Here is a 16,849-nt window from a genome sequence, read left to right on the forward strand (position 1 = left end):
TCCATGGAATCCACCTCCTATTCATAATGGATTTTCCGATCCCAGCCAAAAAACTGCAAAGAGGAAATCAGGAGCAGCAACACGATCATGACCACCGTCATCGATGCGGCCATTCCTTGATCGTAGAAATTAAAAGTGGACTCGTAGATATAATAAAGCAGCAGGTTGCTTGCATTGTTCGGGCCGCCTTTTGTCATAATCCAGAGATGGTCAACCAGCTTAAAGGAATTCGTTATCGCCACAACAGCCACGAACAATGTTGTTGGCATCGTGAGTGGAATTGTGATTCTACGAATGGAAGTGAACGTACTGACTCCGCTTACTGCAGCCGCTTCATATAAATCCTTAGGAATCTGCTGCATTCCTGCTAAATAAAAAATCATAAAATATCCGGCTTCTTTCCAAATCATCATGATGACTAATGCGCCCATCACCGTATCAGGTGTTCCCAGCAAATTCACAGGCTGATCTGCGATCCAAGAAGCCAGTCTGGCGAAAAGCCCAAAATGAGGGGTATACAGAAACAACCAAATGTTCGCCACCGCGATCATTGGGATCATATTCGGATAGAAAAAGGAAAGACGTGCCAGTCCCCGCCCTTTTATCGCTTTGTCGGCAAACAGTGCCATCAAGAAAGCCAAAACTATTGAGGTTGGTACTGTGCCAAGAGCGAACCATATATTGTTACTGAACACCTTCAAAAAAACATGGTCATGCAATAGATTAGCGTAATTCTCAAATCCTACGAACAAAGGCTCAGGAGTTGCTAAGTTTTTCTCATAAAAGCTGAGCCAAAGCGATTTAAACATAGGGTAATAAGTAAACAAGCAAAGAAAAAGCAGCGAAGGTAACACAAGTCCCCAGCCGAATCCGTTTCGTCTAAGCCTCTCACTCCATCCGGCATTCATACCATTCAATCCTTCCCTGTTAAAGGTTTCTACGATTATTGAATAATGGAATGACGCCAGAACATGCTACCAAGGCTGTCCTGGCGTAACCCATACCTTAATAATTACTTATTGAAGGGAGCTAGTGCCTGATCTGCTTCTGCTTGCGCTTTTTTGAGCGCACCTGCGGCATCAATCTCTCCTGCCAATGCCGCTTGAATCTGATTCGTTATTGCCGTCGATACTTTACCATGATTATGAGTGGATAATTCCCGGAAAGCATATTCCAGCTGGTCTCTTGCAACCAATGCTTGCGGGAAATCCGCCGTATATTTCTTCATTGCATCTGTATCATAAGCGGACTTTCTTACGCCAACATAACCGGATGAGCTGCTGAAGAGGGCCGCCTGTTCCGAAGCCGTCATGTATTTGGCGAATTCCCAAGCTGCAGCTTGTTTTTCAGGAGATGTGTCCTTGAAAATATACAGATTGCCGCCACCAGTGGGTGATCCAAATTGCTTTTGTGCAGGTGGGAACGCTACACCGAATTCGAATTTCGCATTATTTTTTACATTGGTCAAGTTGCCGCTTGTATGCATCATCATGGCTGTTTTACCTTGAATGAAATCCGTTGGAACCGTAGCCCAATCAATAACACCTTCCGGCATCGCCTTATATTTATGGGATAAATCCAACCAGAATTGCAATGCCTCCACATTCTCCGGTGTATCAAACATCGCTTTTTTGCCATCGGAAGACATTATGTTTTGCTTCGGATCAGAAGCATTTTGCCGAGCAAGCATTTGAAACATCCAATACGAATCATCATTGCCCGGAATTTCCAGCCCAACGTGACCGTCTTTGTTCAGCTTCTTAGCATAGGTTACAAGCTCATCCCATGTAGTGGGTGGCTTCTCTGGATCAAGTCCTGCGGCTTTGAACATTTCTTTGTTGTAATACATAACAATCGTACTTCGCTGAAAGGGCAGGCTGTACGTTTTACCTTCAGACTGAGTATCCTCCACAAAGGCGGGATAAAAGTCTTCCATTTGAATGTCCTTGTCCTTCGCAATATAATCATCCAGCGGAACAATCGCATTCATATCGAGCATGCTGTATAGCTCTGTTGACATCATGACCGCGACATCCGGTGGCTGTTTGGCTTGTACACCCGCTTGGATTTTTACGGTATTATCACCGTAATTGCCTGTGTACACGGGATTAACCTTAATTTCCGGGTGCTGTTCCATGAATGCATTAGCCATCCCATCGATTACTTTAGTAAGAGGCCCCCCCACATTAACCGGATAATAAAAGGTAATCTCCACCGGCTTAGTAGCTGGAGTCTCTGTGGATTCAGGAGTTGCTGCGATTGCTGTAGGCTGAGCGTTATTAGTTTTCGCTTTGGCTTCAACTGTACTGTTATTGGCTTGACCGCAGCCCGCTACTGCTAGCATGGAAATGGATAATAGCGTTAGAATGGTTTTGGATTGCTTTAGCATTTCTGTTAGCCCCTTTTTTCGCTTGGATTTGAATTAGAATGCATAATGGCGAAAGTTCACACTAATACGATTTGAGCCTACATCAAGAATATGAAGCTGGGCACCATCAGCGGTGGGCAATACAGCAATTCCTTGAGCCTCTGTACCACTAGGCAGATTGCGATCAAAGGCCACAGATACGTTTCCAGTCTCCGGATCAATCTGGTAAACCGTTTGGGTCGCGTTATCCGTAGAGGCATATAGAATACCGTTGTACACTTCGGCACCTTGAATTCGATCAATGCTTTGGGAAAGTGGAACGGTTGTGATTACATGCATATCGTCGAGGCTAAGGACATTCAAGACGCTTGCATTACTCCACTGAGCTGTATAAACCTGACCGCGAGCGGCATCCACCGCTACCCATGGTACACCGCCAATATGCAAATTCAGCGGCAAAGCATAGGATGTGCCTGTATATTTCAAAGTGTTCACATCATAAAGGGCGATGTAAGGATGCTGATAGTTTTTACCGTCTTCAATAGGAGCGTATATTTTACCGTTATAGTAGGAAATATCACCGATATGGTCTCCACCTTGAGAGGCAATCTCCAGTGGAATAGCCAATTCATTCCTTGCTTTTACGGATTTTCCATCAAGTCCAGTCCGTAAGAGCCCATACGAGGAATTAAAGATCCATGAATTCCCGTCTGTAGCCACCCCTTGTCCTCTTTCAAGAGCATCTAGTAACCAAAAGGTTTGCTTGGATACTTCATGCCATCCAGCAGTGATCATTGAATCTGAAGTTGACTCTGCGCTGGACTCTACCACGGTGTTTACTAGGTTATCCGGTCCGACAGGTGTGGCAGATGCTACTAAAGATAAAGAACTGGTCGTAAGTACCCCCGCGCAAATCAGACTGAATAATCTTTTTAATCTCATGTTTTCTCTCCTCCTAATAAGGTTGTAGTTCGGCATTTGTACGCCTTACTTCAACCTTATTATAGGAGCTGGCTGCAGCTCTCTAATTGAACAAAACACTTCATTCCTTGAATAAAACTCTCATTTACAAGAATAAAATTAATAAACCATATGATTAGGCTTGGAGGCGCTTTGATTCGCATACAGCTTTGGGGTTAGGCCGGTTTCTCGTTTGAACAATCTAGTAAAATGTCCTTGATCGGCGAAACCCACCTGAGACGCAATTTCCTTCAACCCAATTTTCCCGGAACGAATAAGAAATTTAGAACGTTCGATTCGCAGCCGGATTAAATAGTTATGGGGGGTATATCCTGTCTGTTGTTTAAAAATCCGAATAAAATGTGATTGGCTCATATTAGCCATGGTTGCGAGATCAGTCAGTTGAATCTCATCTTCCAACCGCTCACGCATAAATTGAATGACCTGAAATATCTCTTGGTTGGCGGGCGTTTTACTGTTTGAGTGCTGGGGGATCACAGAAGAATAGTGTTGTAACAAATGAATAATTAACATATTTGATAAAGAGTCGCTGTATATTTTCCCTTTGGCACCGCCATTCTGCAATTCCTCCAGCATCCAAAGCCCTAATTGCAGCAGCTTGGAATCCTTGACATGAAATTTGCGGTCCAATTGGATATGGCCTTCCTTCAGATAACCTGATTCACGAGCAATCTCTTCGATGACCGCTGGTGTAATTTCAATTTTCAAAAAATAGAGCGAGGTTCTGCCCCAAGGACAAAGAAGGCTCTCATTACAAGGGCTAATATGAATGGTGTAATAGTTTTCGTAGTAGGCTGTGCAGTGAATCCCAATTAAATATTTTGACTCCGAGGATGGGGTGAAAGCTTGCTGCGGGCTATACCATTGTGAAACCTGAAGCTTATCCCAACCATAAGTATCGCTTGCAAGAACAGGCTGGGTAGTGGTAAAGGACGATTCTTCCATTTCTCTCATATTTCATCCCCCTTTTCCCCTCAATATAACAAGCCTATATACGCTCCGCGTCAATGAGCTGTAAAAGCTATATTAATTTCCTCTCAGATTCGAAAGGTGTATACTTCGAAACAGCAAAAAAGAGGGGTAGCCCCCTCTTAGTATTTTTGCATATTCCGTTTCTACTTATTGAAACTATCTACTCTTATTTCTCATCCAACCACAAAATCGCTGTAACGCCACGCGGATAATATTTACTGCCCGTGATCTCACCGGAAATAATCTGATCGCTCCAGCTCCAGATGGAAAGCTCCGGATGGGTGAGCCAAGCTACGTGAGCACGATCCGCTGCCGCTCCCCGTTCCTCCCATTCCAGTCCCAGAATGCTGCGGGCGATGAATTGGGAGAGATAGATTTTACTGAGCCAGCTATTATTGCTGGTTGAAGAGATTTTCCAGCCTCCGTCTTCGAATAAGCATACTCCCGGCTGTAACACCGCATGCAGATGCTTGTCGAGTGCGCCAATATAGGCGGCGAACCGTCCATTACGATCAAGAGCTTCTTTGCAGCCTGTAAAGTAAGGGAACACAAGGCCTTCGATAGCTGGAATGATCTTGGAGTCATTTCCTTCTCCAATGACAGCCGGAATATATCCGTCTGCTGTAACACTTGCCACCATTGTTGCGGCGCATTTTTCAGCCTGATCCCCTGCTGTTTTGGACTGTTCCGCACGCCCATGCTCTGCAAATATTTTCTCCATAGCCAAGTAAGCAGCCCAGCATTTTCCTGCCAGATAAATATTGTTACGAGCCTGACCTAAAGACACATCCAGACTGTCATACGTAGTAATTTCGGCTCCGCCCATCGTACGTGAGCTATCAAGCCCCATGACACCATTTCTTTGTTCAGGATCTGGATGATCGCGATTTACCATGCTATCCAGGCATTTCTCCATAATACTCAGATTACGTTCCATCCAGCCGCGGTCGCCTGTATGCTCTACATAAGTTGCTGCACTCAGCACCCAGTTAACCAATTGTTCATGTGTCATATGTGAGAAACAACCATCAATGCCATAGACCTCATAAGCAGAATATCCCGGACGTGAAACTACGTTGGCTACACCCATATCATGTGTGAAGCTAATTCCACCTGGATACTCTGTATCATCACCCGGGAAACGCACCGTATCTTCGTAGCTGAATCTTTCCACGAACATATCTAGTTCATTACGTACAGTCCAAGGATTCAAACGCAGCTCATAAAATAACTGATCGACGGTAAGATCAAAGGTATTCATCATCCGGTATTCGCCTTCGTTGACGATCCAAAATGGCTTATTCTTGTAGTCCAGCAATTGCGTGGAGCCATAATAACTACGAATCGCATGCGCTAACATAAAGGTTTGATCTGCGGATAGGTCATCATGAGTAAATCTATCGTTAGCTTGCTCCGCTTCTTGCTTAAGGATATCAAATCTAGCTAATGCATATTCAGCCACTGCCTCTATATTGTTGAAATAATGATTGTAGTAATAAGAAGCATCAATTCCTGAGGTGACATAACCTGAACGGTGAAAACAAATAGCAAAACGGTAAGTTTCTTTTACTCCGGCTGGAACATCCATGATCAAAGCGCCGACTCGTCCCAGTCCAAAGGTCCAATTCTCCTGCAGCTCCTCCGTTAGAATATCCTCCATCGTGAAATGCAGTGCGGATTTTGCAGTTCCTTTTTCCGCAGCAATCGCAATAAATCTTCCTTGGCCAACGCCTGTAATCTCCGATGATACATCATCCAGTCTTCTCATTCCGCTATACACATCTGTTCCCTGAAAACCAAAGAATGCACGGCGCGAGGTTGCGGATGAGGAGTTGTCCACTTCGAGTTCAACCAGCACAGCAGGCAGCAGCACATCCTTCATTTCTTCTATAGAGGCAGTTTCTGGATCCGGTACAGAACGAACGGGGGACAGAATCCGGAAGGTCAAATCACCCGCACTCCAGCTGTCTGTGGCTACATGAAAATCTCTGGAAATCTCACGCTCTTGAAAAGGGAACAGAATATTCTCCTTATCAGGATTAGGATCCGGATTCTCAATATCATAACGTTTGCTTTCGTCCTCACCCCCGATTTCATGAAATGGCAGTGTATCATATCCCTTCCCGTCAGCACGTTCTAATCCTATGAATATATTTTGTCTAGGTGGTTTTCCAATCTCCAGATCGAAACCTCCACTAGCTCCTTTGAATCCTAAAGTGAAACTCGCAAATGCACCAATCGGTGAATGATGGGCATTAAAAAATTGATTATGCGCCATAAATAATAACACTCCTTCCAGCATGGTCCCGGATACCTCCGGGCTATATCTCCATGTTATCGATCTTTCCGGAAGTACAACAGGGTTAAAGCCTTCTTTTATTTGGGCAAATCAAACATCGATAAAAACCTATGTTATAATGAAGCCAAACTTTACAGTAAAAGAGGATTGAAATGATCTCGAATGATCCCGCTTTTCATAATTCTATTGATGGCCAGATGTCTCCAGACATCCAAGCGGCTTTCCATATCTTCGCCGCGCATTGGAGAAAAGTAAATCCGGATTGGCAATATCCCGTACACACTCATCCTATGTTTGAGATTAACGTTGTACTGCAGGGTGAGCAACATATGACGGTCGGCAATAAATCTTTTATCCAGCAAAGCGGTGATATTTTGTTCATTCGTCCCGGTGTAGAACATAGCAGCCTCGGTTCGAATGCTAGTCGTGACATGACTTATTACTGCCTACATTTTGATATTGATGATCTGATTTTACGGCGAGCTTTGCTAACAGCAGACGCTGTTAGTCTAAGTGGGAATACCCCGGAGCTGCGAGCCATTCGTTCCGCTCTAGATGTCATCATAAATTCTTCCATCCTGTCAGAGTCAAAGGACACACACAGAAATCGCCTGATTACATTGCATGCTTCGCTGCAACTTCTAACCGCGCTCAGCGGCTGGGTACTTTCGGAGATGCCCCTCCTGGCAGATACAGAAGCTACGGAAAATACCGTCGCCTTAGCTAACGCCATCGAAGGATTGCTGCAAGGATCTGTCTCCTCCGCTGCAAGCACAGGCGAAAGAGGCGGCGGTATTGAGCACATTGCGGCAAAACTCGGATACAGTACAACTCACTGCAATCGTGTTTTCCACCAAATTTATGGCATGTCGCCAAGACAATATTTATCCCGCTTGATCATTCGTCACGCCAAACTGCTGCTAATGGATAATAGTCTATCTGTCGAATCGGTTGCCCACCGGCTAGGATACCGGGATGTGTCCCATTTCAGCAAGCAATTCAAACGCTGGACAGGTCTCCCGCCAATGGGCTACCGCCGTTTAACCGCGAATCCAAATACGCTTTAGTAATTGTTTCGCATACAAAAAAAAGGGATGTACCCCGCAGCCCACTAAGTGGTTACAGGATATATCCCTTTTTATGAATTAACCCTTCGTTGCACCAGACGCAATCCCCTTAACAAAATACTTCTGCAAGGCGATAAACACAATCAGCACAGGCACAACCGACATTGCTGTTCCTGCAAAAATCATATCCCAACGTGAGGAGAATTCTCCGATATAACGGTAAATTTCCACGACCATAGTTTTAGCCTGTCCTGAAGGCAATACCAGCATCGGCATCAGGAAATCATTCCAGATTCCAAGTCCGTTTAAGACCACCATACTGGCTGTGACGGGTCCTAGCAGCGGGAAAACAATTTTCCAAAATATCGCATAACGAGAACATCCGTCGATCTCCGCCGCTTCTTCAATTTCTCTAGGAATGCCTTTGACGAAGCTTGTATACAGCAGGCATCCAAAACCCACCGCACCGGCTACATAAATTAGAATTGGACCGGCAAGGCTGCCGTATAACCCCAGCATTCTAAGCTCTTTAAACAGAGGAATCATATACGCCTGAAAAGGGATCATCATTCCTGCTAAAAAGTAAACGAACATGAACCGAGTCCATCTGGCATTTCTGCGTTCAATTGCGTAGCCCGCCATCGGAATAATTAAGACCTGTGCCGCAATAGAAACTGCTGTCAAAATCAGACTATTCAGAATAGCCCGTGGAAACTCTGTTTCGGTTAACAGATATTTAAAGCTGTCCAGATAAAGAGTTTTCGGAAAAGCAATGGCATCCTTCATAATCTCTGCATTACTCTTGAAGGCTGACATCAAATTAAAGAAAATAGGAAAGAAAAAGATAATAGCCACTAATAATGTAACAATGAAAAGTGCGATTTGCCCAACTCTTTTGCGTGTCTGCATCGTCATCTTAGAGCTGCACCTCCCGCTTCTGGAGAACCTTCACTTGGAAGACTGTAATGATAAGTATGATTAAGAACAAGACCATCGCCAGCGCAGTACCAAAACCTTGTCTTAATTCACCAAACCCAACCTTATAAATAATATAAGTTAATGTCTCCGTCTCAAAGCCCGGACCACCATCAGTCATGACGGCAATCTGATCAAAAATCTTCAAGGCGCTGATCATCGATAATACCATACATACAGTCATTGACCCCGCAAGCAGCGGAAAGGTAATATGCCGGAACTGTTGCCAGCCCCCTGCTCCATCAATACTGGCCGCCTCATTCAATTCCTGCGGAATACCTTGCAATCCAGCGAGATAAATGATCATATAATACCCCGCGCCTTTCCAAACGGTAGACAAAATAATCGACAGCATCGCATACTTAGGATTGCCTAACCAATCCACAATCCAGGTTCCAAGCCCAACAGACTCCAGAATCTGATTAAATACACCAAAGTTGTAATTCAAGATCATCGCCCAGACAAAACCCATTACGATCCCACTAAGCAACGTAGGGAAATAAAATACACTTCTGAATAAATTCCGGAACCAGCGTACCTTATCGACCATCATTGCCATTGCAATTGCTGCAATATTCTCTAGAACAACAAGTGAAATGGTCATGATCATCGTATTTTTCAGTGCGTTATGCACCCTTGGACTATTCCAAATTTCCACAAAGTTAGCGAAGCCGATATACCTTACGTTGTCGCTAATGCCATCCCATGAGGTGAAGCTTAAATAGACACTGCCTACCGTAGGGACGATAACGAACAAGGTGTACAAAATAAATGATGGTAATATGAACAGCAGAGCGTAGGACTGCCATTTTTTCTTTTTCTTTTTGTGCTGCACAGTGCCTATCAATGACTTGTCAGCATTTACTGCGGATGTAGCCATGGCTACTCTCCCTCCCTTAAAAGACCGCGCTTGTTAAAAAGAGAACCTCTGCAGCAGCAGAGGTTGCTCGATCAGGCGCTGCTCTTACATCTGATTAGCTTTCACTTGGTTGTCATACTCTGTATCCGCATCTTTCATGTACTTCGCTACATCTCCATCTTTTACCACGAGATCCTGCAACAGCTTGTAGTACCAGTTACGGAATTGTGGAGGGATTAGATTGTCTCCCCACCAGTTATTGATCGCCAACGATTTCACTACATTCGGGTCAGCAATAAGATCCAAAGCCACCTGCATTTGTTCACTTGTGTCATAGGTTACTTTCTCTTTTGTTGAAGGAATCGCATTTATCGTTGCTAAATAGTTCGAATACTGTTCTGGGGCGAAGAAGAAACGGATAAAGTCTTTGATGGCTTCTGTTTTGTCTGCATCCTTAGCGGCTTCAGCCGATAAAGACCAGCCTGCAGGTGACGGAAGACCTATGACATTGATTTTCCCTTCACGGTCAGGAAGAGCATAGAAGCCAAATTCAAAGTTCGGGTCTGCTTCAGCGATTTGTGTAAACATCCACGTACCGGAGTACAATTGTGCTGCTTTGCCAGAAACAAGAATCGAAGCGGTCTGATTGTCGCCCGTGCTGAGCCAACCTTTATCTACATAATTCTTGAACAATTCTTTGAAGTCCGTTATGCCTTGAACTACATTAGCATCCGTGAAGCTGACCGTTTTAGCGGTACGTTTGGAGTTCCAATCTGCATCTTTCGAGTAGACCTCATCAATCAGGAATTTGTTAACCCAAAAGCCCATATGGAAAATATCTTTTCCGCCTACTACAATCGGAGTAATGCCTGATGTTTTCAATTTTTCTTGGATGGCGATGAATTCGTCATAGGTTTTTGGAAGCTCGGTGATCCCTGCATCCGCATATGCTTTTTTGCTGTAGATAATCCCTTGGGGAGCGTTCACTTGCAGCGGTGCGTTCCACACCTTACCATCCACTTGTGGAGGGGCTTCGAACAAATCTAGCAGATCGGAAGGCAGCTCTACAATCTTACCCGCATCGGCAAAAACTTCTGTATCCCGCATTTCCACCAGGTCCGGGAATTCACCCACAGCATCCTTGGTTTTCAGCCAGTCAAGATAGGCAGCGGATGAAGTTTCGCTCAAATCTTTAATAGTGACATTCGGATTAGCTGCAGTAAACTTTTTGACCGTATCTGAGATAGCTTTTTTGGTGGCCGGATCTCCGGAGGCGTAACCTATCGTAAAGCTAACCTCTTTTTTGGTCTCTTGCGGTGTATTTGAAGGCGTCTCGGATGCTGGCGTATTAGTTGCCTTACTTCCTGCATTATTATTATTTCCACCGCAAGCAGTCAAAACTGTTGTTGTGGCAAGTAACAATACGGATAGTTTCATCATTGTTTTTTTGTACATATCATAATAGCCTCCCCTTTTAGTGAACCGTGGAAACTGAAGCAAGATGTGCGCATCATCTCTCGAAAGCGTTTCCGTTGCTAATAGAATAGCATTCCTTATAAATAGTTAGAATGAACTTTTTTAAGCGGGATATGCGGTGAATTTAAGAATAAGTAAAAAAAGAACGAAAGACCGCAGTCTTCCGTTCATCGTCTATCCTTTACGCATTCTCCGAATCCGAGATTTTATACGGATCCTCTACAATCGGAAGCAACAATAGAATTGATGTCCCAATATGCTCCCGGCTGCTGATAGATACCCCGTATTCTGCACCGTACACTGTACGAATTCGTTCATGTACATTTTTTAGTCCAACATTTTTGCTAGGCGAACTAGGCTCTTCCAAGGTTTCAGCCAACTGCTGTACCTTTTCCTTGCTCATACCGATTCCATCATCATAGATCGTAACCAACAGCATTTCATCTTTCTTTTCGATCGTCAATCCAACTGTCCCTCTGCCTTGACTGCGTAAGCCATGCTGGATAGCATTTTCAACTATCGGCTGAAGTGACAATTTCAGAATGTACCAGTTCAGATCCACTTCGGGTGAGAGATCGACTACAAGCTCAAATTTATTCTCATACCGCACAGAGATAATATAGAAATAATCCCGTAGATGCTCCAGCTCCTGTCGTATGCTTACCCTGTCCTCTCCATAGTCGATTACATATTTCAACTGGTTAGAGAGCGATAAAATCATATCTGCGACCTCATCATTATCTTTATCCACCGCATTCATTCGAATGACTTCCAGGGTGTTGTATAAATAATGCGGACGAATCTGACTCTTCAGAGCATTTAACTCCGTCTGCTTCTGCTTGATCTGGGCAACGTAAGCTTCATCGATATAGGCTTGTAAACGCTCGACCATTCGGTTAAAACCATGGCTAAGTCTACCCATTTCATCATTGCTATTCACGACCATCTGGGTATCCAAATTACCGGATTCTACGATAGCCATTTGCTTAATTAAGTTCCGAATCGGAGCAGCCAGCCGCCTAGAGAACCAGACGCCCATGATGATCATTGCAATCGCACAAATAAACATCGCTATAAACACCGTCGTACGAGCTGAAAAAAGCTGATCGAATAAATTTGCTCGATGAATTCTGGCAGTCACCGTGCCTTTAAGAAAAGGAATCTCTTCACTGAGAACGATCATCTCCTCGTCCTTTTTAGCCCGAAAAGCCTCTCCATTCGCCGACCTTGTCTCATTCGTGAAATATACATTTCCGTCGCCATCCAGCAGGAATAATTCATCCTGTCCCCCCAGATTTAATTCTCTGAAGAACTGATTAAATAACGAAACATCCACATCCATAAACAAGGTCCCTACTATCTTGGGATCTTTGGTGACACGCCCGGAAATATCAATTAAAGTACGGCCGATGGTGAACACACTGCGCTTTGAACCTGTATAATATTCTTCGGAATGGGTAGGGAAAATTGCCACTTGTGAAGGATTTGGAGCCATTTTAGTTAACCACTCTTGATAAGGCAGCAAATCAAAATTGACCCCTCTGTTTTCTTTTTCCTGATAGTAGAGCTTATCGTCTGACTCCCTATGAAAATAAACACTGGTGATGTAGGAATCACTGTAGAGAACTGTTTTTAGAAAGGTTTCAATAGGAATCGTATTGATCTGCTCCAGCTCATTTACATTATAGGTTTGATTCTGCGAATAACTCTCGATAAAACCTTCATATCGTCCCGTATACATCAGCTTAGAGACCTCATTGTACTGATTAAAGGCTGAATTCAGGTTATAGCTCATATATAGCACCATTTGCTGCAAATTGCTTGTTGTGTAACGCTCGACATATCCGGAAAACGTCTGCACAGAAATGTAGCTAAGTGCAAAAAGCGGAATTAGGCCGACTAATAAAAAGGAAGCGGAGAATTTAACAAATATACTTTTGGATCTTCGGCCCCAGATAAACATGAATGAAGGCATCCCCTTTGCTATCCATCTGACTATTGGCTTTTGAAGGATTGCTTATATTCTTGTGGCAGCTTGCCATATTTCTTCTTAAACATATCGCTAAAATGCCGGGCATTGTTGTAGCCTACACTATCGGCAATCTCATAAACCATCATATCGCTTTGCAGCAATAAACGAAGGGCATGATTCATCCTCACCTCAGTGACATAATTCTTAAAGTTCTGTCCGGTATGTTTTTTGAAAAAGCTGCTGAAATAATAGGAATTCATAAACATCATCCCTGCCATAGATTCCAGTGTAATATTTTCTGGATAATGCTCCTCAATATAAGTCTTCACCTGGGAAAGCTGCTTCAGTTCCTTACTGCCCATGCGACTGCCAATTTGCCCGGACATTTTGTTCAAAAGCACACGGAAATCTTCCTCCACCTCTTGGAAGGTAGAATAATTAGCCAATCGTTCAAGAATCGGATTTGTATCCTGAAGTGATGGACCTGCCTCCACACCGAATTGAATAAGCTCCTGTTCAAGCTGCAAGAATGTATTGTATACGGTAGAAACGGCTTGGTTTCTATTCCCGCCTGCCGTCTGCCGGATCGTCTGAAATAATCGCAGGCACTCTTGCTCAATTTGTTCTTTGTGTTGTGATTTCATGGCAATCCCAAGGGCGGACTGGATTTCATGCAGCGGAGCTTGAATCAATGATTCACTCTCATACCTGCTCTCTTTAACAGGAATCACACGATTAGGCCCTGTAAAATATTTATAATTTAGCGCTTTCAAAGCTTGGCGATAAGATTCATCAGCATCATCCATACCGTCAACAGGATTGCCTACCCCAAGGGTCACCTTTAATTTCAGAAAACTTGTAATTTTGTCATGGAGGTCTAAGGCAATTCTCTCTGGTTCCTCAGCATATTCATGCTGGAGCAGGATACAAAAACGTTCCCCTTTACGGAACATATAGCTATTATCGCTTTGCTCCACGGTTTCTTTAATAATGTTAGACAGTGCAAAATCAATTAGCTTACGTTCGCGTTCTTCCCATCTGGAAGGCTGCCCCGACGACTCGTCCGTCTCTACCAAACAAATACTGACGTAGCGACTTAACGCTATAATTCCCATATCAAGCAAGGTGTCTGCTGTTCCCTTATTGCCGTCCGTCAGCTTGTCGAGCAATTCTTCGATCGTTAATCTGCGGTTTCTCTGTTCATAATGGTTCAGCTTCTCTTTGTTGCGCTCGCCTTCTGTTTCTTGACGAATAAGGGAAACGGCTTTGCTCACAACCTGTTCCAGCTGATTTTTGTTCACGGGCTTCACCAAATAATCCAGCGCACCATATTGCAGTGCTTGACGGGCATACGTAAACTCCTGATAAGCGCTTATAAAAATAACCTTCACCGCTCTGCCAGCTTCATGAATTTCGCGGATGATATCAATCCCTGTATATCCTGGCATGCTTATATCACTAATAATCAGATCAGGATCACAATCCTCGATCTGTTGTTTCAGCTCAATTCCATCACTGGCCTCTCCAACAATGGTGAGTCCAAGCTTCTCCCATGAAATCAGTTTTTTTAGGCCTCGCAAAATCACCGGTTCATCATCTGCGAGCAGTACCCGAATACTCTTCATTATGCAGTCCTCCTACCTTAGAGAAATCATCCCACAGCTGTCCAATCATCTTAATCTTATGATAACAGACAAACAATCTTTGGTGCAGCTTCAAGCGGATGAACTTTCTTAAGAAGAAACCGCAGTTTCTTAAGAATATTATATCTACGCTTAAAAAGGTGGCAGGCGTAACTGCGGGGAATGTTTGGACTTCCCCCGTTACTACTCACCTGTTATTTTTATCTAAAGTTCAATGAAACAAACTATCCTCAACTTTAATATTGTTGAAATAGAAACAAAAAATCAATATAATTTGTTAATGTAAGAGCGCTGGGAGGACAGGCCATGAACAAAGAAGATCAGGTCATGATGGGTTTCAGGGATGTATATAACAAGATGGTTTGGCTTAATAAGGATAAGATGGAAGACAGTCTTAAGGGTTATAAACCTTCTGAAGTACATTGCATCGAATACATTGAAAAAAATGCAGATTCCAACGTCACAAAACTTGCAGAGTCCTTTTATATGACTCGCGGTGCCATAAGTAAATTAACTAAGAAGCTCATCCAAAAGGGCCTCATCGAAAGCTACCAAAAATCGGATAACAAAAAAGAAATCTATTTTAGGCTTACTGAGCAAGGGAAAGTAATTTATAAAATCCATGAGGACCTGCACAAAGAGTTCCAAGAGCGGGATAAAGCCGTATTTGAGCAGGTAACTGAGGAGCAATTTGACAGTATGCTTAGCTTCGTAGAAAAGTATAGTAGGCATTTGGATGCAGAAATAAAGAAACAGGGTATAGATTTTAATCCGAATTAATTCGAATAATGAAAATGAAACTCCATGCAGCCGGGCTCTTATGAGAAAGGCTGCATTTTTTTGGTCGTTATTTTGTTGACACGGAAACAAAACCGTGATAAAAATGGTGATGTACCAAATTTGTTTCCAAGGAATCAAAATTTCAACTTTTGAGGAGAGAATTTAATGTTCAAATTCAGATCACATAATGAACAGAACACAGAGCAAACCGTAGATAAACACGCTCTAATCTTCGGTTTGATCTCTGTGTTTCTGTGCGGAATAGGCTTCAGTATCATCATGCCCGTTGTCCCATTTTTAGTGCAGCCTTATATAAGCAATCCGGGAGAACAGGCTATAGTTGTCACGCTGCTGACGTCTGTTTATGCAGTCTGCGTATTTTTTGCAGCCCCTGCACTTGGAGCTTTGAGTGACAAATACGGGCGTCGTCCATTACTTTTGGTATGCCTTTTGGGTTCCGCGATTGGATACTTAGTTTTTGGGATAGGAGGAGCGTTATGGGTACTTTTTGTTGGACGTATAATAGAAGGTATAACTGGCGGAAGCATAGGTACTATCTTCGCCTATTTTGCTGACATCATTCCACCAGAACAGAGAACCAAATACTTTGGCTGGGTGAGTGCGGTTGTTGGTGTCGGCACCGTCATTGGTCCAACGCTAGGCGGTTTACTTGCCAAGTTTGGTTATTCTGTACCTATGTATTTCGGAGCAATAATAACCTTATTAAATGTTGTTTACGGATTCTTTTTTATGCCTGAGAGCCTTGACAAGAACAATAGACTAAAAGAAATTACCTTGGTAAGACTGAATCCATTTACACAGCTTGCAAGCATATTGTCCATAAAAAACTTAAAAAGGCTACTGGTCTCAGCATTCTTACTTTGGATACCCAACGGATCTTTACAGGCTGTTTTTTCACAATTCACAATGGATACTTTCAGCTGGAAGCCTGCACTAATCGGACTGATGTTTTCAATTATGGGCTTCCAAGACATCATTTCACAGGGTTTCATCATGCCTAAGCTTTTGCTGAAATTTAGGGATAAACAGATCGCAATTCTTGGAATGGTTTCAGAGATTATAGGCTACAGTCTTATTGCACTATCTGCTTTGTTCTCATACTATCCGCTTTTTATCGCTGGAATGTTTATATTTGGTTTTGGGGATTCGATCTTTGGGCCTTCATTCAATGGGATGCTTTCCAAGTCTGTCGATTCTAGTGAACAAGGGAGGATTCAAGGCGGTAGCCAATCTATTCAGGCTTTAGCAAGAATGATCGGGCCTGTCATTGGAGGTCAAATATATGTATCACTTGGCCATGCTGCACCCGCTTTTATGGGGATGATCCTGATAGCTGCGGCAATATCCGTTTTGTATAAGGATACGCATGTAAATATGTAATCTTGCAATCTCATGTTACAATACAACCTGAACTTATATTTTTAGAAGGCGGTTGA

At 43.4% G+C, this 16,849-nt stretch carries 13 protein-coding genes; 3 read left to right on the plus strand and 10 right to left on the minus strand.

All coding sequences use genetic code 11. The features are described 5' to 3' along the window. Positions 1 to 17: 17 nt before the first annotated feature. From MKY54_RS18430 to MKY54_RS18450, 5 genes are all read right to left on the minus strand, one after another. Positions 18 to 908 (minus strand): sugar ABC transporter permease, encoded by an 891-nt coding sequence (locus MKY54_RS18430; protein ID WP_076277788.1) that lies wholly within the window; start codon positions 906 to 908, stop codon positions 18 to 20. Positions 909 to 1,012: 104 nt separating this feature from the next. Beyond that, entirely contained in the window at positions 1,013 to 2,389 is a 1,377-nt protein-coding gene (locus tag MKY54_RS18435) for an extracellular solute-binding protein (protein ID WP_339187496.1), read from the minus strand. A gap of 33 nt (positions 2,390 to 2,422) precedes the next feature. Continuing rightward, the gene (locus MKY54_RS18440; protein ID WP_076182490.1) at positions 2,423 to 3,310 is read right to left on the minus strand and encodes a hypothetical protein; all 888 of its coding nucleotides are present in this window, start codon (positions 3,308 to 3,310) and stop codon (positions 2,423 to 2,425) included. 138 nt (positions 3,311 to 3,448) lie between these two features. After that, positions 3,449 to 4,303 (minus strand): AraC family transcriptional regulator, encoded by an 855-nt coding sequence (locus MKY54_RS18445; protein WP_076304449.1) that lies wholly within the window; start codon positions 4,301 to 4,303, stop codon positions 3,449 to 3,451. Between the two features lie 184 nt (positions 4,304 to 4,487). Beyond that, positions 4,488 to 6,599 (minus strand): glycoside hydrolase family 52 protein, encoded by a 2,112-nt coding sequence (locus tag MKY54_RS18450; RefSeq protein ID WP_339191234.1) that lies wholly within the window; start codon positions 6,597 to 6,599, stop codon positions 4,488 to 4,490. Positions 6,600 to 6,772: 173 nt separating this feature from the next. On the opposite strand from MKY54_RS18450, the gene MKY54_RS18455 reads away from it, so the two are divergent. Next, positions 6,773 to 7,687 carry a helix-turn-helix domain-containing protein gene (locus MKY54_RS18455; protein ID WP_076129835.1) on the plus strand — a complete coding sequence of 305 codons (915 nt, stop codon included), beginning with the start codon at positions 6,773 to 6,775 and terminating at the stop codon, positions 7,685 to 7,687. A gap of 78 nt (positions 7,688 to 7,765) precedes the next feature. On the opposite strand, the gene MKY54_RS18460 is transcribed toward MKY54_RS18455, so the two are convergent. From MKY54_RS18460 to MKY54_RS18480, 5 genes are all read right to left on the minus strand, one after another. Further along, positions 7,766 to 8,602, minus strand: a complete 837-nt coding sequence (locus MKY54_RS18460; RefSeq protein WP_170914270.1) for a carbohydrate ABC transporter permease — start codon at positions 8,600 to 8,602, stop codon at positions 7,766 to 7,768. A gap of 1 nt (position 8,603) precedes the next feature. After that, positions 8,604 to 9,542, minus strand: coding sequence for a sugar ABC transporter permease (locus tag MKY54_RS18465; protein ID WP_076129834.1), 939 nt, complete (start codon positions 9,540 to 9,542; stop codon positions 8,604 to 8,606). 84 nt (positions 9,543 to 9,626) lie between these two features. Then, entirely contained in the window at positions 9,627 to 10,976 is a 1,350-nt protein-coding gene (locus tag MKY54_RS18470; protein WP_076190970.1) for an extracellular solute-binding protein, read from the minus strand. Between the two features lie 202 nt (positions 10,977 to 11,178). Further along, positions 11,179 to 12,960 carry a sensor histidine kinase gene (locus MKY54_RS18475; RefSeq protein WP_076182507.1) on the minus strand — a complete coding sequence of 594 codons (1,782 nt, stop codon included), beginning with the start codon at positions 12,958 to 12,960 and terminating at the stop codon, positions 11,179 to 11,181. A 32-nt stretch (positions 12,961 to 12,992) separates the two neighbouring features. After that, entirely contained in the window at positions 12,993 to 14,594 is a 1,602-nt protein-coding gene (locus MKY54_RS18480) for a response regulator (RefSeq protein ID WP_076217822.1), read from the minus strand. A gap of 324 nt (positions 14,595 to 14,918) precedes the next feature. Here MKY54_RS18480 and MKY54_RS18485 point away from each other — a divergent pair, with 324 nt between their 5' ends. Both MKY54_RS18485 and MKY54_RS18490 read left to right on the plus strand, forming a co-directional pair. Continuing rightward, complete coding sequence (locus MKY54_RS18485; RefSeq protein ID WP_076129830.1) at positions 14,919 to 15,392, plus strand: MarR family transcriptional regulator; 474 nt, start codon at positions 14,919 to 14,921, stop codon at positions 15,390 to 15,392. 165 nt (positions 15,393 to 15,557) lie between these two features. Beyond that, positions 15,558 to 16,793 carry an MFS transporter gene (locus MKY54_RS18490; protein WP_339187500.1) on the plus strand — a complete coding sequence of 412 codons (1,236 nt, stop codon included), beginning with the start codon at positions 15,558 to 15,560 and terminating at the stop codon, positions 16,791 to 16,793. Positions 16,794 to 16,849 lie beyond the last annotated feature (56 nt).

The sequence above is a fragment of the Paenibacillus sp. FSL P2-0121 genome, from assembly GCF_037975345.1.
Taxonomy (GTDB): Bacteria; Bacillota; Bacilli; order Paenibacillales; family Paenibacillaceae; genus Paenibacillus_AQ; species Paenibacillus_AQ odorifer.